The following is a 19,676-nucleotide window of genomic DNA, read 5'->3' as shown; positions in this document are numbered from 1 at the left end:
AGCTGAGCTCCTATTTCCATTTAATGACATATTTTTCACTGACAGCCACCAGCTTCATCCCCAGAAGACTGATAACCGAAACCAATATGATAATAGCAAACATGGTGTCATACTGGAAAAGTTTCTTGGACTGAATCATGTAAACACCCAAACCTTCGAAACCGCCCAGCCATTCGGAAACAACAGTCGTGATAAAGGCGTAGGAAACACTGACGCGCAAGCCCGCATAGAAATAGGGCAAACTAGCTGGAATCTTAAAATGCCAGAGAATCTGCCAGCGATTGGCCTGCATAAGCTCAAAGAGAGTCAGAGTATCTCTATCACAATGCCGAAAACCATCCAGAATACTGATGATAATCGGAAAAGTCGTCGTCAGAATAATCAGCACAATCTTGGGCAAAATCCCATAACCCAGCCAGAGAACCAAGATTGGCGCCAAAGCAATGGTCGGAATCGTCTGCACCACGACCATCATGGGATAGATCAGATCATTGAGCCAGCTCATGCTGTCCATGAGTACAGCTAGTATACAGGCCAAGATGACGCCCAAGACTAACCCCAGCAGGGCTACTTTTAAGGTGGCCCAGCTATGACTTGCTAGAAAGCCCGCATCTCTGATAAAAGCCTGACCGATTTCCAGAGGCGTCGGCAGGATAAACTTGGGCAAGAGCTTGAGCCAGCCCATAACCTGCCAGATGGCAAGGACTCCCAGCATACCCAAAAGGCTAATCTGCTGCCGCAGGATATTTTTCAAGTTTTTCATCAATACTTAAAATCTTTCCATAGTTTATTTTCACATTAGCAAAAACATTGTCTGCCTGACTGCCTGCAAGCTCAATTGCCTGCTGCAAAATAGGAAACAAAGTTTCCCACTCCCCTTCTAGAACGGTCTCAAAAGGCGTCACGACCACCTTCACTGGCTGTTTTTGCAAAAACTCAATTACTTCCTCTATGACTGCCAAACGATTCACATCATGTGACAAAGGAAGAATTTGTAAAGCAATGCTGGCTTTCATCTCTTCACCTCCTTACTTTCATGATTCATCTGAGAATAATGTATGCAGATAGGATAAAATTCACAAGAAAATAACTTGGTTTTTAAACAAAAAGACAGCGAGCTCCCTTTATAAACACCTTGCTTTCCATACAAAAACACCTTTCCCAATATGGAAAAGGTGTTGCATGCATCAGTAAACTAAAGATTGGTGAATAATTCACCATTTTAGCAAAACCACAAGGTCTTTACAAATACAATTCCCTACGCTGGCATTATCCAGATCAGGTGCGGTCGAAGCTTACACTTCCTCTCAGACTGTACACAGACTCCCATATATAGGATTATGATAACGCAATCATCAGCAAATGTCAAGGTTGGAACTTGGACTCACTACTTTTCAACGATAAGTGAAGCAAACGATCATCAATTAGCCAAACTTCCCTTTCGCAGCCAACAAAGACTCCATAGCCCTGATATTCTCTGGCTCACTTGTGGATAAGATGGTTTCAAAACCCAGTTCAGCTGCCGTATCCAAGTTAGCTTGAATGTCATCAATAAAGACTGACTCTGTCGGATCAAGACTATACTTTTTTAGTAGCTTTTGATAAATCTCTAGCTCTGGCTTGACAACCCCGACTTCTGAGGAAAGGATATAGCCCGACAGCAGTGGAAAGATGGGCAGCAAACCAGCTTTTTCAATACGGTAAAAAATCTCGCAAGTAGTTGACAGGATGTAAATGCGATAGCCTTGATCAGCCCATAGTCGAATCTTTTCCTGTAAACCACTGTAAACCTCCACAACCTCATACCAATAGTAGAAGATATTCTGAACAACAGGATGGTAGGAGTCATCCAGCTGAGCTAGCGCTTTGTCACAGGCTTCTTTCAAGCTCAGCTCCCCCTTATCTGTTTGATGCCAGACACCCGACTCAAAAATGACCTGTCTAAGAAGCTGTCGTTGCTCTTTCTCAGGTTCAAAAGAGGTCAAGATTTTCTCAGAATTCCATTCAATCAAGACATTTCCTAAGTCAAAAACCAAATTTTTTATCATTTCTTTCACCAGCCCTTTCTCTATATGTAGGAGCTTTCGTAAGTTCTAGCTCATGCCTTCGCAGATACACCATTCGGCTGATCTTAACCATCCTTGGTATGGCATATTTAGGTTAAGAAAAATCCCAGAAATGAACTGTTCCTCAAAGTTGGGCTTTACCCAACTCTAGGAAGCAATACAAAGTTCTGGAATCACCTATTATTCTTAGTCAAAATAGCGAATTAAATTTTTCTCTGTCAAAATATCTGAGTAAGTATAGGACTCCACATAGGTGTTGGCAATTTCACCCGGCTGCCCCCCTTCATTTTCATACTCAACGATAAATAGAGAAGGATAAACTTCAATCAAACGACCTTGTTTACTTTTTTGGCGCTTACGGCCATTTTCCAAGGTCATTTCCACCATCTGCCCCTCGTGAGCCTTGATGTCCTCCTTGATTTTCTTCATTTTTGCTACATCTGTAAATGCATCACTCATACTATACATCCTCTCTTTTAGAAATACTTGAAAATTTATTATATTCTTTTTGGAAAATTAGCTCAACCGTACCACGCGCTCCGCTCCGGTTTTTCTCAATAATGACTTCAACCTTATTGTTAGGAATGCCTTCCTCTTCCTCACCGGCCCGTTCATAATAGTCATCTCGGTAAAGAAAGGCTACGATATCCGCATCCTGCTCGATAGAGCCTGACTCCCGAATATCTGATAGTACTGGACGTTTGTCCTGCCGTTGCTCCACGCCACGCGAGAGCTGACTCAGCGCAATAACTGGCACCTTGAGCTCCTTCGCTAAAATCTTAAGCTGGCGGGAAATTTCCGAAACTTCCTGCTGACGGTTTTCACGACCCGTTCCTGTAATCAGCTGCAAATAGTCAATTAAAATCAGGCCAAGATTGCCTGTCTCTTGAGACAACTTGCGAGCTCGCGAACGAATCTCCGTAATCCGAATCCCTGGCGTGTCATCAATATAGATACTAGCATTGGCCAGATTCGCTGTCGCAATGGTATATTTCTGCCACTCTTCATCTGTCAGTTGCCCCGTACGAATGGAATGAGAATTAATCACCCCTTCTGAAGCCAGCATCCGGTCCACCAAGCTCTCCGCCCCCATTTCCAGAGAGAAGATAGCCACTGTCTTATCCAACTTGATTCCGATATTCTGAGCAATATTAAGGGCAAAGGCTGTCTTACCAACCGCTGGACGAGCAGCTAGGATGATTAACTCTTCTTCGTGCAAACCAGTCGTCATCTTATCCAGCTCACGGTAACCCGTCGCAATCCCTGTAATATCAGTAGTTTGCTGAGAACGGGCTTCTAGATTAGCAAAGTTAAGATTTAGAATATCTTGAATATTTTTAAACCCACTGCGGCTGGCCGTTTCACTGACATCAATCAGAGCCTTTTCTGCTCCTGCAATGATTTCCTCTGATGGTCTATCACCGTCATAGGCTTGGTTGATGGATTCTGTCAAGCGTGAAATCAGGCGGCGTAAGATTGCTTTTTCAGAAACGATCTTGGCATAGTACTCTGCATTGGCAGAAGTCGGTACAGAGTTAACGACCTCCACCAGATAGCTCAGTCCGCCAATATTCTGCAAGTCTCCTTGGCTATCCAAAATATTGCGAACGGTGGTCGCATCAATAGCATCTCCACGATCTGCCAAGTCAATCATGGCCTTAAAAATCAGACGATGGGCATATTTAAAGAAATCTCCAGGCTCAATATATTCACGGACAAAGACCAGTTTGCTCTCATCGATGAAAATGGCCCCTAGTACAGACTGTTCTGCTAAAATATCTTGAGGCTGAGCTCGCAACTCATCAATCTCTGCCATAGGTGAATCCTTCCTTTAATTCTTTTTACCCTTCCGTAACCCGCAGGCGAATCACACTTGTCACATCTTGGTAAATCTTTACAGGAACATCAATCAAACCAATCGAACGAATGGGAGAATCAACCTTGATATTCCGTTTGTCAATTTTTAGACCAAATTGCTTTTGTAGTTCATCAGCAATTTTTTTATTAGTAATCGAACCGAAAGTCCGTCCGTCTGGTCCGACTTTCTCTGTAAAAGCAACAACCGTTGCTTCTTCTTCCAACTTAGCCTTAATAGCTTGAGCTTCTGCCACCATCTCTGCGTGAGCCTTTTCCTGAGATTTTTGCTTTCCTCTCAGCTCACCGATAGCTTGTGCATTCGCTTCCTTAGCCAGATTTTTCTTAATCAGGAAATTTTGAGCATAGCCAGTAGGTACTTCCTTGATTTCTCCTTTTTTCCCTTTTCCTTTTACATCCTCTAAAAAAATAACTTTCATCTTATTTCTCCTTTTCTATTGATTCCTCATTATCCATCACTTGATCCATAATCTCTTGATTTAGACGTTGAGTGACTTCAGCAACCGTTTGATCGCTAACTTGCGCTGCTGCTAGATTAAAGTGGCCGCCACCACCCATTTTCTCCATAATCCGCTGAACATTGATCTTACTGCGACTACGAGCTGAAATGGATACGTAACCCTCAGTATTCCTGCTAACCACAAAGGTTGCTTCAATGCCCGACATGGCAAGCATGGTGTCAGCTGCCTTACTAATAACGACTGTATCGTAGCTGGCATTTTCAGCACCCGCTGCTACAATCACATTTGGCAAAAGCTTCTTACCTGTCAAAATCAGTTCATTGACCGCTCGATACTCTTCAAAATTCGTCGAAGAAATATCCTGAATGACTACACTATCACTACCCCGAGCCCGCAAATAACTAGCTACATCAAAGGTTCGACTCGTTACTCTGGAGGTAAAATTCTTGGTGTCTAGCATAATCCCAGCCATGAGTAAACTAGCTTGAATTTTATTCAGGCGATTTTTCTTGGAATTTTGAAACTGAATCAACTCCGTTACCAATTCACTGGCACTGCTAGCCCCACTTTCGATATAGGCGATGACCGCATTTTCAGGAAAATCCTCATCGCGACGATGATGATCCACTACAATCGTCTGACTAAATCGATCAAATAATTCCCTTGAAAGTGTTAAGGCCAACTTCGAGTGGTCCACCATTATTAAGAGTGAGCGACTGGTCACTCGGTTTACGGCTTCCGAGATCGGCAAAAGATAATCAGCGCCTTCTGACGTCAATTTTTGAATAGAGCGATAGATATCCGAGCCCATCTGTTGGTCATCATACACAACATAGGCTTTCTCAATGATATTGCTAGCAAAAAGCTGCATACCCACCGCGGAGCCTAAGGCATCCAAATCAAGATTGCGATGACCAACCACAAAAACTTGATCCACACTCTTGATTTTATCTGAAATAGCTGCCATCATAGCCCTAGTACGCGTACGTGTACGTTTGACAGATGCAGCCGTTCCACCACCAAAGTATACTGGATTCTTGGCCTCGTCATTCTCTTTGACAACCGCTTGGTCACCACCTCGGACCTCAGCTAGGTTAAGATTAAGGAGGGCAATCTTACCAATTTCATCATGCTTACCATCCCCGTAAGAAAAGCCCATACTAAGCGTCAGAGGAAGTTTTCGATTCTTGGCTTCTGTCCGAAATTGATCAATGATCGAAAATTTACTATCCATCAGTTGTTCCAAAACCGTATAATCCGTGAAAAGATAATAACGATCCATTCCCACCCGACGGTAGAACATATGAAATTGCTCAGAAAACTCTGCTACAAAGTTAGCTACAAAGCTATTGATATGACTGATATCTGAATCTGATACAGCATCTTCCAAATCATCATAATTATCAACTGAGACAACACCGATAACTGGTCGCGTCGTAACGAGCCCAACTGTTGCTTCATACTCGCTTGATGCATCAAAAAAGTACAGGACACTAGAAGCTGAATCAAAATAAACAGAATATTGATTGTCTCCTACTGTTGCGTAGCTACCCGATTTCGAAGCAGCAAGGTGAATAATTTCCTGCAGGAGATCACCATTTAGCTCCCCATCATCCGTTGTAAAAATCAATTCAGCATAAGGATTGAACCAATCCACATCTCCACTATTTTCATTGATTTTAATCACACCAACTGGCATCTTATCCAACAAAGAAGCTAAACTTCCCTCTGCTTGATGATTGACATAGCGAATCTGCTCAAGCTCGTCCAATTCAGTCACTCTTTGCTGCTGTATAAATAGCCAAACCAAGAGCGCCAGCACTATGAAAAGAGACACCAGCATAGGCAAACTATCACCAAAAAGGCGTAGACAAATAGCTAATATGATAAAGGAAGTAACCCCCACTATCGCAAAGTGGCTCGGGGAAAAACGAATTCTTTTCATTAAAAAACCTCTTATTGCGCCATTTTACCATATTTTCTTAAAAAAAGCGAGTTTTCACTGTCCTTGGATACTTGTAAAGCAAGAAAGACTAAAATCCCGGATCTATTCTCAAATAAGCATTCACAATCGATTTACAAGATATGTAAACCTTGTAAATTTTATTAAACAAAAAGTTGACAATAGTTGTAAATAACCCTTTTATATAAAAGATATTTTTTGTAAACAGACATTTACAATTCTGTAAATTATGCAAAAAACGTACTATCAATAAAATAGTACGTTAATATGTCTACGATTTTGCTTTGTTTTTAGAAATGCTTCTAGACTTGCCTTCTAGGTATACCATCAAAATAGAAATATCTGCTGGATTGACACCCGAAATACGGCTTGCCTGACCAATCGTTTCTGGATTGATTTTCTTGAACTTCTGACGCGCTTCTGTCGCAATCGAATCAATATCATCCCAATCAATATTGGCTGGAATCCGCTTTTCTTCCATGCGTTTCATCTTCTCAACTTGATCAAGAGCTTTAGAAATATAACCTTCGTACTTAATCTCTGTCTCAATTAGCTCGATAATCTTTTCATCCAACTCTTCTGCCGCTGGACCAATGAATTGAACCACATCTTGATAAGACACTTCCGGTCGCCGCATAAATTCTTTGGCTGTCACTGCATCTGTCAGAGTTTTAAAGCCAAGCGCTTCTATCTTAGCATTGGTTTCCTTGATAGGTTTCAACTTGATGGATTCCAAGCGCTTCATCTCGTTGTCAAATTGATTCTTTTTAATCTCGAAACGAGCCCAGCGCTCATCATCTACCAGACCAATTTCTCTGCCAATCTCTGTCAAACGCATATCAGCATTGTCATGGCGGAGAATCAAACGGTACTCCGCTCGGCTAGTCAAGAGTCGATAAGGTTCTACAGTCCCCTTGGTCACCAAATCATCAATCATGACTCCAATGTAACCATCGCTACGCTTCAAGATCAACTCTGGCTTCCCTTGGATCTTCAAGGCCGCATTCATTCCAGCAATAATCCCTTGACCAGCGGCTTCTTCATAACCAGAAGTCCCATTGGTCTGACCTGCTGTAAAGAGCCCAGAAATTTTCTTGGTTTCCAAGGTTGCCCGTAACTGGTGAGGCATAATCATATCGTACTCAATGGCATAGCCTGTCCGCATCATCTCAGCATTTTCTAAACCTTTGATAGAGTGAACCAAGTCCTTCTGTACATCTTCTGGCAGACTAGTTGACAGCCCCTGCACATAAACTTCTTCCGTATCACGACCCTCAGGCTCTAAGAAAAGCTGGTGGCGTTCCTTATCCGCAAAACGGACGATTTTATCCTCAATAGACGGGCAATAACGTGGTCCTACTCCTTTAACGATACCTGAAAACATAGGAGCCCGGTGCAGGTTATTTTGGATAATTTCATGACTTTCTGCATTGGTATAAGTCAACCAGCAAGGCACTTGATCTTTCACATAGTCCTCATCACGAGAGGTGTATGAAAAATGATTGGCCTTTTCATCACCTGGCTGAATTTCGGTCACATCATAATTGATTGATGATGCCTTAACACGTGGAGGTGTTCCTGTCTTAAAACGACCAATTTCAAAACCTAGATCACGCAGATTATCTGCCAATGGAATTGCCGCCAGACTATGGTTAGGGCCAGATGAATACTTGAGATCACCAATGATAATTTCTCCCCGTAAGGCTGTTCCAGTCGTAACAATGACAGCTTTAGCCGCATACTCCTGATGGGTCGCTGTCTTAACCCCAATGACCTTATCATCTTCTACCAAGATTTCATTAATCATGGTTTGCCGCAAGGTCAGATTTTCTTGATTTTCAACAGTCTTCCGCATTTCTCTGGAATAAAGCTCTTTATCTGCCTGCGCTCGAAGAGCCCGAACAGCGGGTCCTTTACCAGTATTGAGCATTTTCATCTGGATATAGCTCTTGTCAATATTCTTGGCCATCTCTCCGCCCAAAGCATCTACTTCACGGACAACAATGCCTTTTGCAGACCCTCCAATAGAGGGATTGCAAGGCATAAAAGCCAGCATCTCAATATTAATGGTTGCCAAAAGAACCTTACAACCCATTCGACTAGCAGCAAGCGATGCCTCAACCCCAGCGTGCCCCGCTCCAATCACGATAACATCATAACTCTCAGTAAAATTGTGTGTCATTTCTTTTTCCTTCATTTTTTCACCAAAAAAGGCCAAGTCTCTAGAAGTGCAGGACAAAAAAGCCTGCAACATCGATGAGCTTTGACCATCATAGGTATTGCTTATCTTATTTTAGCAAATTGAGCTGAATTGTCAATCTAAATGTACTGCAAGACTTGACCATTCTTATAAGCTCTGTCAATCAAGCCTCCACCCAGGCACTCATCGCCATCATAAAAGACAACTGCTTGACCTGGAGTAACAGCCCTTTGTGGTTGATCGAAGTTGACAACCGCCTTGTCACCCTTTACAGTAACTGTCACCTTGGAATCAGGCTGACGATAACGGAACTTAGCTGTACATTCCATAGTAAACTCTTCTCGCATTTCTTTTGTGAAATGAACTTGACTAGCGTCAAGGCTGGTTGACATTAAATGGTCATGATAGAATCCTTGACCAACATAAAGAATATTTTGGCTAAGGTCTTTTCCGACCACAAACCAAGGCTCGTTGTCACCGCCTTGTTGACCACCGATCCCAAGACCACCCCGCTGACCAATGGTATAATACATGAGTCCTGCATGCTGCCCCATATCTCGGCCTTCCAAGGTCATCATGCGACCAGGCTGAGCTGGTAAATATTGACTCAGAAATTCTTTAAAATTCTTCTCACCAATGAAGCAAATACCGGTCGAGTCTTTTTTCTTAGCAGTGGCTAAGCCAGCTCTTTCAGCAATTGCTCGAACTTCTGGCTTTTCTAAATGCCCCAGAGGAAATATGGTCTTTTGTAATTGTTCCTGTGATAGCTGGCTCAAGAAATAGGTCTGATCCTTATTGTTGTCCTTACCACGTAACATATGGACTAGGCCATCTTGGTCTCTCTTCACCTGAGCATAGTGACCCGTTGCTACGTAATCTGCACCCAGTGTCAAGGCGTAGTCAAGGAAGGCTTTAAACTTGATTTCCTTGTTACACATGACATCTGGGTTCGGAGTCCTACCAGCGCGGTATTCCGCCAAGAAGTATTCAAAAACGCGATCCCAGTACTCTTTCTCAAAGTTGACAGAGTAGTAAGGAATGCCAATCTGGTCTGCAACAGCTGCTACATCCTTGTAGTCTTCTGTGGCCGTGCAGACACCAAATTCATTTGTGTCGTCCCAGTTTTTCATGAAGATGCCAATCACATCGTAACCTTGCTCTTTTAAGAGTAAGGCAGTTACTGATGAATCGACACCTCCGCTCATACCAACAACGACACGAATCTTAGAGTTATCACTCATTGTGTTCTCCCATCTTTTCGTTATTTCACGATTGAAGGTCGTGCTGTGCTTTCAACGATTGAAGGTCGCTTGAGCAAGGTCTATTATAGCATGATTTAGCAAGGAGAACAACGAATAACCTTTGCTCAATTTGATAAGCTTTATAAGTTGTCAAATAGGTTTACATTGTTGTAAATATTTTGGCAAAAACCATGTACTCTAACCAAGAATGTTAGTAGTAATTACAAAAAGGGACTAGAATATAAACTCCAATCCCTGTAAATATAATTTTTCCTAAAATTTTAATACCAGCCATTTGCTAACCAGAAATTTTTAGCAGCCGACCATGAGCCATAGCGACCTACTACATAAGCATCCGCTGTCTTCTCTTGATTTTCTGGTGACAAATCTCCATTTAAATAGGTAATAGTCAACTGATAGCGACCATAGTATTGCCCATTTTGCGCTGTATAACTACCGCTAGACTCTTTTTGAGCAATCCACTCCTTAGCCTCTGCATCCTCAGCACTCAAGCCAGAACTTGGACTTACCACTGTTTCTTCAGTCTTATCTGATTTTTCAACAGTCACCTGCTTAGATACATCATCGTCCAGTTCTAAAACCTGGCCAACACTAATCAGATTGATATTGCTGATCTTATTTTTTTGCGCAATCTTGTCAACAGTCGTCTGATGAGAAGCAGCAATCGCTGACAAGGTGTCACCTGACTTGACAGTATAACTTTCTGCATTGGCTACAATCGGAAGCAAAACAGCGGCTCCTGCCATCAAACTGAGCAAACCTGCTTTCATCATTCTATTTTTAAAATACAAATTCATGTTTAGAATTCTCCTTTTCTGTGATATATCTATCCTAAAGCAAAAGTATTACAGAATCTTATTACTTTGATGAATTATATTACAGACTATTGAAGAACTTGTAAAAACAGACCTATATTCTAAAGTTTTTTGATGATGTAAAGGCTATGCTGAACTATCTCTATGTTTTTTGATCCATTTAAATCGAACTCTATCATAGAAGAAAAATAAAACTATTCCTAAAATGAAAGCTGCAGTTCCTTCCTTTAATCCCCTTGGAACAAATGATAGGGTAACTCTGCCTGCTCCTCTGTTCACATCAAGTTTCATAAAACCATTCTGCGCACATTTTAACGGAACCTTCTTGCCATCTACACTAGCTGTCCAGCCCTTATCGTAAGGAATGGTGAAAAAGAGAGAACTATCTCTATCCGCATGATAATCAACCGTTACCCTATTGGATTTTGTCGTCACAGAAACTTCTTGTTCTTTCAATTTACTTATGAGTTGCTGATATTTATTCATATCCACAGAGAAAAACTCTGGTTGGTTAAAAGAAACAGTTCGATTCTCTAGGAAAGAAAATTGGATAGGAACCGTCTGTGCTTCCTTAAAGTAACCAATATTCAAAAATGGAAAAACATTATGAGTCGGGTAACGATTCGTGATTCCATTTACAGTGATATTGACATCCGTCTGATTATCGTTTGAAAAATCAAGGTCTGAAAGGTTGACATAGACTTGACTACCCGCAGGCACCTCAATTGTGTAAGTGAGGCTAGCATAGCTTAATTGAGCGTCATTTTCGATTCTTGCAGTTACTTTCCCTTCGGTTTCTTCCTCATCACCAGCGATAGAAATTCGCTCATAATATTTATGATCCAAACCCGATAGTTGATTTAAAAAGGCTGTCTGATTGTCGAGCGTTAAATTAGTGAACTTGACATCTTTGTAAACATCATTGGTTAAGAAAGCCAAACCCAAAGAATAATTATTTTCATACAATGTCATTGATCGCTCAGCCTTCTCAGCATAAAAACCAAATTTCTGCGGATCTGTCTCAGACAAGTTATATTTTACAGCAAACAGGCTATCCATCAAAATGCTATTATTTTGATAGCGGAGATTAAGATTAGTTCCTGCTGATTTAAACCCTAATTTATCTAATGTCGAGCTAGCTTGCGTGTTTCTGACTGATGAAAATTGAGAAATTCCATTATAATTAAATTTCATACTGTCATTCCCAGTCTGAGGATCAAGCCTCTCTGTTCGAAAGAAATCTCTGTTTTCTTTCTTACTATAATTGACAAGACTGTCAATTTCGTTCATCTTTTTCGAATAGGATAAACGACTTGCAAAAACCCATTCTTTAGCAATTCCATCAACCTGATAATAAGAGTTTAAGGTGAGCTCAAAAACCACAAAAAATAGTAAAGATAGTGTAAACATACTCTGCCTAACGTGGCAACGAATAAAAGCAAAGCTGATTAAGAGATAGGCAAAGAAAAACTCTAAGGTAAAAATGTAATTTTCAGGACCAAGAAAATCATAGCGTTTACTATAGTATAAAGTGGCTAGAAAACCAAAAGAAATGAGCAGAAAGCTAAGGAATACTTGTCGCCATTTAACTTCCTCCAAACGATTGAGCGTCTCTGCAGCCATCAAAATGATAAGAAGAGAAAAGAGCCAAGAATAGCGATGTAAAAACATATTTGGAGCATGCATTCCTTGCCAAAGCAAATCCAAATACTGCAGTCGAAAACTCACTATAAAAATGCCAATCAAGAAAATGTAGGCCAGTTTCACGCGAAGCTTAATACTTTTTATCGTGAAAAATAAGATACTTAAAATAAGAGGAAATAGACCAACATAAATCATAGGAATGGATCCATACTTAGTCGTATCAAAACTTCCTACAAAATTTTTAGCAAAAATATCTAGATACCAACTTTTCTCAGTAAATAAGTCTTCAACCCTTGTCAAGGTCTCACCATGTGAACTCAGATCTAGATAAGTCGGCAAAATCATAATTAAACTAGTAAGGCCTGCTAATATTGATACGATAGCAAAATCAGGGAGAGACCGAATCCTGGCCTTAAAATCCCAAGAAAGCTGAACGAGGTACCAAAGAACTAAAAACAAGGCCATCATATAGCCAAAATAATAGTTTTGGATAAAGAGAATTGACAAGCTTGTAAAGTATAAAACTCTTCCTTGTCCATTCATCAACTTGTGTAAACCAAAGATGATAAGAGGGACTACTATAAATACATCTAACCAAGTTTTAATTTCTAGTTGACTAACTGAGAAACTCATCGAGGCAAAGGAGGTTGACAAAATCAAGATTAGTGTTTCTGGAATTTTTTTAAAGATCCCTTTAATACTGATACAAGTTGTCAAGCCAATCAAGCCAAACTTAATAAGAGTAAACAAGTAAACTGCATCCGGCATTGATTTTAAATCGAAAAAATAGACGAAGGGGGAAAGGAAACTCCCTAGATAATAGCTAGATAGGGCATAGAAATTTTGTCCCAATCCACTTGAAAACGTGTAAAAAAGACTATCCGTTCCATGAAGGATATTCCTCAATGTCGTATCAAATACGACATATTGATGGAAGCCATCTCCAAGTAGCGGAGAAGTATCGCTGCCCCAGTAAATACCTTGACTCAGATAAACGAAACACATAATGAGAAAAGGTAAGATGAAGGACGCAAAATAAAGCCAATTTTTCTTAAAAAAATATCTGATTTTTTCCATGTTTCTTATAGAGAAAGAGGCCGAAACGTTGTTTCATGCCTCTGTAAACTTCTGTCAACTCATGTTGACAACTTATTAATCTTTCCAAAGTTCTTTGACTTTTGCCTGAACTTCTTGATTTTCCAAAAATTCATCATAAGTTTCGTCAATGCGGTCAATCACACCATTTTTTGAGAGAACGATGATATGGTTGGCCAAGGTTTGAATAAACTCATGGTCATGGCTGGCAAAGATGATCGACTCTTTAAAGTTCTTTAAACCATCATTAAGACTAGAAATAGATTCCAGATCCAAGTGATTAGTAGGATCGTCCAAAACCAAAACATTTGACTTGAGAAGCATCACTTTAGACAACATAACCCGAACTTTTTCTCCACCTGACAAGACGTTGACAGGCTTGTTAACCTCATCGCCAGAGAAAAGCATCCGACCTAAGAAACCTCGAAGGAAGGTATTATCGTCTTCTTCTTTACTAGCAAATTGACGAAGCCAGTCAAGAATAGATTCACCACCAGCAAAGTCGCGAGAATTATCTTTTGGCAAATAAGAACGACTGGTTGTAACACCCCATTTGATGGTCCCCTCATAGTCAATATCTCCCATCAAAGCACGAATCAAGGCAGTTGTTTGAATATCATTTTGTCCAATCAAAGCTGTCTTATCGCCAGGACGAAGGATAAAGCTGATATTGTCAAGAATGGTTTCGCCGTCAATCTTGACAGAAAGATTTTCTACTGTCAAGAGATCATTCCCAATTTCACGCTCCGCTTTAAAGCTGATAAATGGATATTTTCGACTTGACGGAACAATTTCTTCCAATTCAATCTTATCCAGCATCTTTTTACGAGACGTTGCCTGTTTAGACTTAGAAGCATTGGCAGAGAAGCGAGCCACAAACTCTTGCAATTGCTTGATTTTTTCTTCCGCCTTAGCATTTCGGTCAGCGAGCAACTTAGCTGCCAATTCACTTGATTCTTTCCAGAAATCATAGTTTCCGACATAAAGTTTGATCTTACCAAAATCAAGGTCAGCCATATGCGTACAAACTTTATTTAAGAAGTGACGGTCGTGGGATACGACAATAACCGTATTCTCAAAATCAATCAAGAAATCTTCCAACCAAGTGATAGACTGGATATCCAAACCATTGGTCGGCTCGTCTAGAAGTAAAACATCTGGCTTGCCAAAAAGAGCCTTGGCAAGAAGGACCTTAACCTTGTCGCCATTCGACAATTCACTCATATTTTGGTAATGCAAGTCTTCAGGAATATTGAGGTTTTGTAGCAATTGAGAAGCTTCGCTTTCAGCTTCCCAGCCACCCAACTCAGCAAATTCACCTTCCAGCTCAGCCGCTCGAACCCCATCCTCGTCAGAAAAGTCAGGCTTCATATAAATAGCATCTTTCTCTTTCATAATGCTGTAAAGGTGCTCGTTCCCCATGATAACGACATCAATGACCCGCTCATCCTCATAGTCAAAATGATTTTGACGCAAAACAGAGAGTCGCTCATCTGGCCCTAAAGAAATATGGCCTGTCGTTGGCTCAATATCCCCAGCTAAAATCTTCAAGAAGGTAGACTTACCTGCACCATTAGCTCCAATCAAACCATAGGTATTTCCTTCTGTAAATTTAATATTTACTTCATCAAATAATTTTCGATCACTGAAACGCAGTGACACATCAGATACTGTAAGCAATGATTTTCTCCTATATATGTGATCTCCTTCATTTTACTAGAAAATTCTTCTTTTTTCAAATTATTATGGAATAAAAAAATATTTAAAGAGATAAAAATGCTGTCAACTTTGTAAACATGATGTAAATATATTGTCAAGCTATTTATTTTAAACTATGATTCTTCTTTTTTCTTCTAGATTCTTCCGCATTTTCTTTGAAAATGATATAATGAGAACAAGACTAATTGAGGAGCAAGCAATGACAAAACCCATTATTTTAACCGGAGACCGTCCGACTGGAAAATTACATATTGGTCATTATGTAGGAAGCTTACGTAACCGTGTTCTTCTACAAAATCAAGATAAATATGATATGTTTGTTTTTCTGGCGGACCAACAAGCTCTGACAGACCATGCGAAAGATCCACAAACGATTGTAGAATCCATTGGCAACGTAGCCTTAGACTATTTAGCAGCTGGACTGGATCCGAAAAAAGTGACTATTTTTATCCAAAGTCAGATTCCTGAGTTGGCAGAGTTGTCAATGTATTACATGAATTTGGTATCTTTAGCTCGATTAGAGCGCAATCCAACTGTCAAGACAGAAATTGCTCAGAAAGGATTTGGAGAAAGTATCCCAACTGGCTTTTTGGTTTATCCTATCTCTCAAGCCGCAGACATTACAGCCTTTAAGGCAAACTATGTACCTGTCGGAAATGATCAGAAACCAATGATTGAGCAGACACGTGAAATTGTTCGTTCTTTCAATCATGCTTATAATTGTGAGGTTTTGGTGGAGCCTGAAGGGATTTATCCAGAAAATGAAGCAGCTGGGCGTTTACCAGGGCTTGATGGTAATGCTAAAATGTCCAAATCATTGAACAATGGGATCTATCTAGCGGATGACATGGATACTCTCAAGAAAAAGGTCATGAGTATGTATACTGATCCCGACCACATCAAAGTTGAAGATCCAGGAAAAATCGAAGATAATATGGTATTCCATTATCTGGATGTTTTTGGTCGACCAGAAAATGCTGCTGAAATTGCAGCTATGAAAGAACACTACCAACGTGGTGGTCTGGGTGATGTCAAAACTAAACGCTATCTCTTAGAGATTTTGGAGCGGGAATTAGGACCAATCAGAGAGCGTCGTCTCGAGTTTGCCAAGGATATGGGCCAAGTCTATGACATGCTGAAAGAAGGCAGTGAACGTGCTCGACAAGTTGCTGGACAAACCCTGTCAGAAGTCAAAAATGCAATGGGAATTAATTACTTTAAATAACGAACAATTATAGCATATTGTATCAAAAACCATCGTCTTTTACCTTCAAAAGAGATGGTTTTTAATTTTTGCATAATAATCATTGACAAATGCCTATAGAATGGTATGATATTAACAATAAAAAGACGAGCCCTGCTCAATATATAAGAAAAGAGGAAACTGTGGATGTCTAACTGGGACACTAAATTTTTGAAAAAAGGTTTTACCTTTGATGACGTATTGCTCATTCCAGCTGAAAGTCACGTGTTGCCAAATGATGCTGATTTAAGTACAAAACTTGCTGAGAATTTAAAATTAAATATCCCAATTATTACTGCGGCTATGGATACAGTTACCGAAAGTCAAATGGCGATCGCCATTGCCCGTGCCGGCGGTCTAGGTGTCATCCACAAAAATATGTCTATTGAACAGCAGGCTGATGAGGTTCGTAAGGTAAAACGTTCTGAAAATGGTGTCATTATTGATCCATTCTTCCTGACTCCTAATCATACGATTGCTGAAGCGGATGAACTGATGGGACGCTACCGCATTAGTGGGGTTCCAGTGGTTGAAACGATGGAAAATCGTAAATTAGTCGGTATCTTGACTAACCGTGATTTACGCTTTATTTCAGATTATAATCAACCAATTTCCAACCACATGACCAGTGAAAATCTTGTTACAGCTCCAGTCGGAACTGATCTGACAACTGCTGAAAGAATTCTGCAAGAACACCGGATTGAAAAACTACCTTTAGTAGATGAAAACGGTCGACTTTCTGGTCTTATCACCATTAAAGATATTGAAAAAGTGATTGAGTTCCCAAATGCAGCCAAAGATGAATTTGGTCGTCTGCTAGTTGCTGGTGCGGTAGGTGTCACTTCAGATACATTTGAACGTGCAGAGGCCCTCTTTGAAGCAGGAGCAGATGCCATTGTTATTGATACAGCCCATGGTCATTCAGCTGGCGTTCTACGTAAAATTGCTGAAATTCGTGCTCACTTCCCAGATCGCACTTTGATTGCCGGAAATATTGCAACTGCTGAAGGTGCACGCGCCCTCTTTGATGCCGGTGTTGATGTAGTAAAAGTCGGAATTGGACCAGGATCTATCTGTACAACTCGTGTCATTGCTGGTGTTGGTGTCCCACAAGTAACAGCAATCTACGATGCAGCTGCAGTCGCACGTGAATATGGAAAAACCATCATTGCTGATGGTGGAATTAAATATTCTGGAGATATTGTTAAGGCTTTAGCTGCAGGTGGAAATGCAGTCATGCTTGGTTCCATGTTTGCTGGAACAGACGAAGCGCCAGGTGAGACTGAAATCTTCCAAGGACGTAAATTTAAAACTTACCGTGGAATGGGCTCTATCGCAGCTATGAAGAAAGGCTCCAGCGATCGCTACTTCCAAGGTTCTGTCAATGAAGCGAATAAGCTAGTTCCAGAAGGAATCGAAGGGCGTGTAGCTTATAAAGGAGCCGCTGCAGATATCGTCTTCCAAATGTTGGGCGGTATCCGTTCTGGTATGGGATATGTCGGTGCAGCTAATCTGCAAGAACTTCATGAAAATGCTCAATTTATTGAGATGAGTGGTGCTGGTTTGAAAGAAAGTCACCCTCACGATGTACAAATCACTAATGAAGCTCCAAACTACTCTGTCCAATAAAATTATAAAGAAAAACAACCTTGTCAAGGAGTTGACAAGGTTGTTTTTAGTTTACAATGTTGTAAATTCAATTTACAGTTATTTTACTAATTTGTAAAACCTACATTTTCTTCTTTCTTTATCACACCCTGACTTATCTGAAAAATATTAATATCATCTGGTAGATTTTGTAAGTGATCAAGGCTGGTTGTCGTAATGAATGTCTGAATGTTTTGAGAGATGGTTTCTAGTAATTTAAGTTGACGCATATTGTCAAGTTCGCTCATTACATCGTCAAGCAATAATATTGGAGTATCTTTTGTAAGGCTTTCGATTAGTTTAATTTCAGCTAACTTGAGAGATAGAACAACACTACGGTGCTGGCCTTGGCTACCAAATCCAGCATCCATATCATTGATAAAAAAGTTGATATCGTCTCGGTGAGGTCCAACACCAGTATTTTTTTTGAAAAGGTCTCGTCTACGACTTTCTGATAAGGCTGACCGAAAAGAAGCTTCCAAATCTTCGAGACGTGAAAACGGAACAGAGGATAAATACTTGATTGTCAAATTCTCTTTCCCTTGAGAAATATCGCTATGGCTTTCCTGAGCAAAACCTTCTAGCTTTTCAATAAAGTCTAGACGATGTTGCATGACACGACAACCAAAATCAATCAGTTGCTCATCTAAAACAGAGAGAAAGGTTTCATCTACCTTATCATTAGCCTTAAGATAGGCATTTCTTTGCTTAAGTACATGACTATAGTTAGACAAGTCAGAAAGATAGATGGGCTTGATTTGCCCAAGCTCAATATCAATAAATTTTCGGCGTAAAGCAGGGGCTCCTTTAATGAGCTGTAAATCTTCTGGAGCAAACAAGACAACATTGACAACCCCTATATAATCTGATAATTTCCCTTGTTTTAAATGATTTATTTTGGTAATTCTCCCCTTTGGTGTCAACTCGATGTCAAGTGGGATTTTACCCGTTGTTTTTTCAATGATTCCTGAAATTTGAAGATTTTTTTCTTGAAAATGAATCAAATTCTTATCGGTTCGGGTACGGTGACTGCGAGTAAGGGCTAAAAAATAGATGGCTTCTAGAATATTGGTTTTCCCCTGTGCATTTTGCCCCAGAAAGATATTAAGACCAGGATCAAAATCAACCTCTGCAGCTTGGTAATTACGAAAATGTTTAATTTTCAGCGTTTTTAACCACATGGCTTAGGTTCCTGGAAAGCGAACAGGTGCTTTTTTGCTTCTCTGATCTGGCTTTCTTTTCTTCTCTTCTTTTTTTGCTGGTTGAGATTTTTTCAAGTCCTTATTCATGGCTTTAACCAAGTCTGCCACTCTTTTTTTCTCTGCTTGCTCCTCTTGATGTTCAAGGATCTCCTCCTGACTTGGGGCAAGGAGGACAATCTCCAGTTCTTGGTCTGGAAGAGAGATGACATCGCCAATTCTAAGTTTTTTCCCTCGTCTATTTTCTAGTTCGCCGTTAAAAAAGACCTGATTATCTGCTAAAAAGGACTTGATTGCTCCGCCACTTTGAATAATACCGACTTCTTTTAAGAGAGCCTGTAGAGTAATAAATTCGTCAAATAATTTGTATTCCATATTTCACCTCAATCCTTGTCATTATATCATAATTTAAGCAGAAACTGTTCCGTGGTAGTCTCATTCAAAGGCAAGTTTTACTAGAAAAATAGAAAACGCTTTAATCTCTAAA

The 19,676-nt window shown here is 40.3% G+C and carries 16 protein-coding genes; 2 read left to right on the top strand and 14 right to left on the bottom strand.

All coding sequences use genetic code 11. The features are described from left to right. Positions 1-10: 10 nt before the first annotated feature. The 12 genes from SCRDD08_RS00245 to SCRDD08_RS00185 form a co-directional block, all read right to left on the bottom strand. On the bottom strand, positions 11-763 hold the full coding sequence (locus SCRDD08_RS00245; RefSeq protein WP_061421925.1) for an ABC transporter permease: 753 nt from the start codon (positions 761-763) through the stop codon (positions 11-13). Further along, positions 726-1,016, bottom strand: coding sequence for a thiamine-binding protein (locus tag SCRDD08_RS00240; RefSeq protein WP_061421924.1), 291 nt, complete (start codon positions 1,014-1,016; stop codon positions 726-728). Before SCRDD08_RS00240 ends, SCRDD08_RS00245 begins: the two co-directional genes overlap by 38 nt. Before the next feature lie 408 nt (positions 1,017-1,424). Next, entirely contained in the window at positions 1,425-2,048 is a 624-nt protein-coding gene (locus SCRDD08_RS00235; protein ID WP_061423229.1) for an HAD family hydrolase, read from the bottom strand. A gap of 204 nt (positions 2,049-2,252) precedes the next feature. Beyond that, positions 2,253-2,525 carry a Veg family protein gene (locus tag SCRDD08_RS00230; protein WP_005592064.1) on the bottom strand — a complete coding sequence of 91 codons (273 nt, stop codon included), beginning with the start codon at positions 2,523-2,525 and terminating at the stop codon, positions 2,253-2,255. A gap of 1 nt (position 2,526) precedes the next feature. Beyond that, entirely contained in the window at positions 2,527-3,882 is a 1,356-nt protein-coding gene (gene dnaB, locus SCRDD08_RS00225) for a replicative DNA helicase (RefSeq protein ID WP_061421923.1), read from the bottom strand. A gap of 25 nt (positions 3,883-3,907) precedes the next feature. Further along, a complete protein-coding gene (rplI, locus tag SCRDD08_RS00220) occupies positions 3,908-4,360 on the bottom strand; it encodes a 50S ribosomal protein L9 (RefSeq protein WP_005591407.1) in 453 nt (150 codons plus the stop codon). A gap of 1 nt (position 4,361) precedes the next feature. Beyond that, on the bottom strand, positions 4,362-6,347 hold the full coding sequence (locus SCRDD08_RS00215) for a DHH family phosphoesterase (protein WP_196756154.1): 1,986 nt from the start codon (positions 6,345-6,347) through the stop codon (positions 4,362-4,364). Between the two features lie 289 nt (positions 6,348-6,636). Beyond that, complete coding sequence (mnmG, locus tag SCRDD08_RS00205; RefSeq protein WP_061423228.1) at positions 6,637-8,547, bottom strand: tRNA uridine-5-carboxymethylaminomethyl(34) synthesis enzyme MnmG; 1,911 nt, start codon at positions 8,545-8,547, stop codon at positions 6,637-6,639. 137 nt (positions 8,548-8,684) lie between these two features. Next, entirely contained in the window at positions 8,685-9,806 is a 1,122-nt protein-coding gene (mnmA, locus tag SCRDD08_RS00200; RefSeq protein WP_061421920.1) for a tRNA 2-thiouridine(34) synthase MnmA, read from the bottom strand. 281 nt (positions 9,807-10,087) lie between these two features. Beyond that, entirely contained in the window at positions 10,088-10,624 is a 537-nt protein-coding gene (gene apf, locus SCRDD08_RS00195; protein WP_061421919.1) for an aggregation-promoting factor, read from the bottom strand. 144 nt (positions 10,625-10,768) lie between these two features. After that, positions 10,769-13,363 carry a YfhO family protein gene (locus SCRDD08_RS00190; RefSeq protein WP_061421918.1) on the bottom strand — a complete coding sequence of 865 codons (2,595 nt, stop codon included), beginning with the start codon at positions 13,361-13,363 and terminating at the stop codon, positions 10,769-10,771. A 75-nt stretch (positions 13,364-13,438) separates the two neighbouring features. Then, positions 13,439-15,061 (bottom strand): ATP-binding cassette domain-containing protein, encoded by a 1,623-nt coding sequence (locus SCRDD08_RS00185; protein WP_061421917.1) that lies wholly within the window; start codon positions 15,059-15,061, stop codon positions 13,439-13,441. 238 nt (positions 15,062-15,299) lie between these two features. On the opposite strand from SCRDD08_RS00185, the gene trpS reads away from it, so the two are divergent. Together trpS and guaB are read left to right on the top strand one after the other, a co-directional pair. Next, on the top strand, positions 15,300-16,325 hold the full coding sequence (gene trpS / locus SCRDD08_RS00180) for a tryptophan--tRNA ligase (protein WP_061421916.1): 1,026 nt from the start codon (positions 15,300-15,302) through the stop codon (positions 16,323-16,325). A 165-nt stretch (positions 16,326-16,490) separates the two neighbouring features. Next, a complete protein-coding gene (gene guaB / locus SCRDD08_RS00175) occupies positions 16,491-17,972 on the top strand; it encodes an IMP dehydrogenase (protein ID WP_061421915.1) in 1,482 nt (493 codons plus the stop codon). Between the two features lie 86 nt (positions 17,973-18,058). Here the strand turns inward: guaB and recF are convergent, their stop codons facing one another. Together recF and yaaA are read right to left on the bottom strand one after the other, a co-directional pair. Then, complete coding sequence (gene recF / locus SCRDD08_RS00170; protein WP_061421914.1) at positions 18,059-19,171, bottom strand: DNA replication/repair protein RecF; 1,113 nt, start codon at positions 19,169-19,171, stop codon at positions 18,059-18,061. A gap of 3 nt (positions 19,172-19,174) precedes the next feature. Then, the gene (gene yaaA / locus SCRDD08_RS00165; RefSeq protein ID WP_061421913.1) at positions 19,175-19,564 is read right to left on the bottom strand and encodes a S4 domain-containing protein YaaA; all 390 of its coding nucleotides are present in this window, start codon (positions 19,562-19,564) and stop codon (positions 19,175-19,177) included. Between the last annotated feature and the right edge of the window lie 112 nt (positions 19,565-19,676).

The sequence above is a fragment of the Streptococcus cristatus genome, from assembly GCF_001578775.1.
Lineage (GTDB): Bacteria > Bacillota > Bacilli > Lactobacillales > Streptococcaceae > Streptococcus > Streptococcus cristatus_A.
This window is presented reverse-complemented; position numbering and strand designations above follow the sequence as displayed.

Bases quoted from the DNA above. Each gene is read 5' to 3' on its own strand.
- SCRDD08_RS00245 (WP_061421925.1), bottom strand. From the start codon at position 763: ATGAAAAACTTGAAAAATATCCTGCGGCAGCAGATTAGCCTTTTGGGT.
- SCRDD08_RS00240 (WP_061421924.1), bottom strand. From the start codon at position 1,016: ATGAAAGCCAGCATTGCTTTACAAATTCTTCCTTTGTCACATGATGTG.
- SCRDD08_RS00235 (WP_061423229.1), bottom strand. From the start codon at position 2,048: ATGATAAAAAATTTGGTTTTTGACTTAGGAAATGTCTTGATTGAATGG.
- SCRDD08_RS00230 (WP_005592064.1), bottom strand. From the start codon at position 2,525: ATGAGTGATGCATTTACAGATGTAGCAAAAATGAAGAAAATCAAGGAG.
- dnaB (WP_061421923.1), bottom strand. From the start codon at position 3,882: ATGGCAGAGATTGATGAGTTGCGAGCTCAGCCTCAAGATATTTTAGCA.
- rplI (WP_005591407.1), bottom strand. From the start codon at position 4,360: ATGAAAGTTATTTTTTTAGAGGATGTAAAAGGAAAAGGGAAAAAAGGA.
- SCRDD08_RS00215 (WP_196756154.1), bottom strand. From the start codon at position 6,347: ATGAAAAGAATTCGTTTTTCCCCGAGCCACTTTGCGATAGTGGGGGTT.
- mnmG (WP_061423228.1), bottom strand. From the start codon at position 8,547: ATGACACACAATTTTACTGAGAGTTATGATGTTATCGTGATTGGAGCG.
- mnmA (WP_061421920.1), bottom strand. From the start codon at position 9,806: ATGAGTGATAACTCTAAGATTCGTGTCGTTGTTGGTATGAGCGGAGGT.
- apf (WP_061421919.1), bottom strand. From the start codon at position 10,624: ATGAATTTGTATTTTAAAAATAGAATGATGAAAGCAGGTTTGCTCAGT.
- SCRDD08_RS00190 (WP_061421918.1), bottom strand. From the start codon at position 13,363: ATGGAAAAAATCAGATATTTTTTTAAGAAAAATTGGCTTTATTTTGCG.
- trpS (WP_061421916.1), top strand. From the start codon at position 15,300: ATGACAAAACCCATTATTTTAACCGGAGACCGTCCGACTGGAAAATTA.
- guaB (WP_061421915.1), top strand. From the start codon at position 16,491: ATGTCTAACTGGGACACTAAATTTTTGAAAAAAGGTTTTACCTTTGAT.
- recF (WP_061421914.1), bottom strand. From the start codon at position 19,171: ATGTGGTTAAAAACGCTGAAAATTAAACATTTTCGTAATTACCAAGCT.
- yaaA (WP_061421913.1), bottom strand. From the start codon at position 19,564: ATGGAATACAAATTATTTGACGAATTTATTACTCTACAGGCTCTCTTA.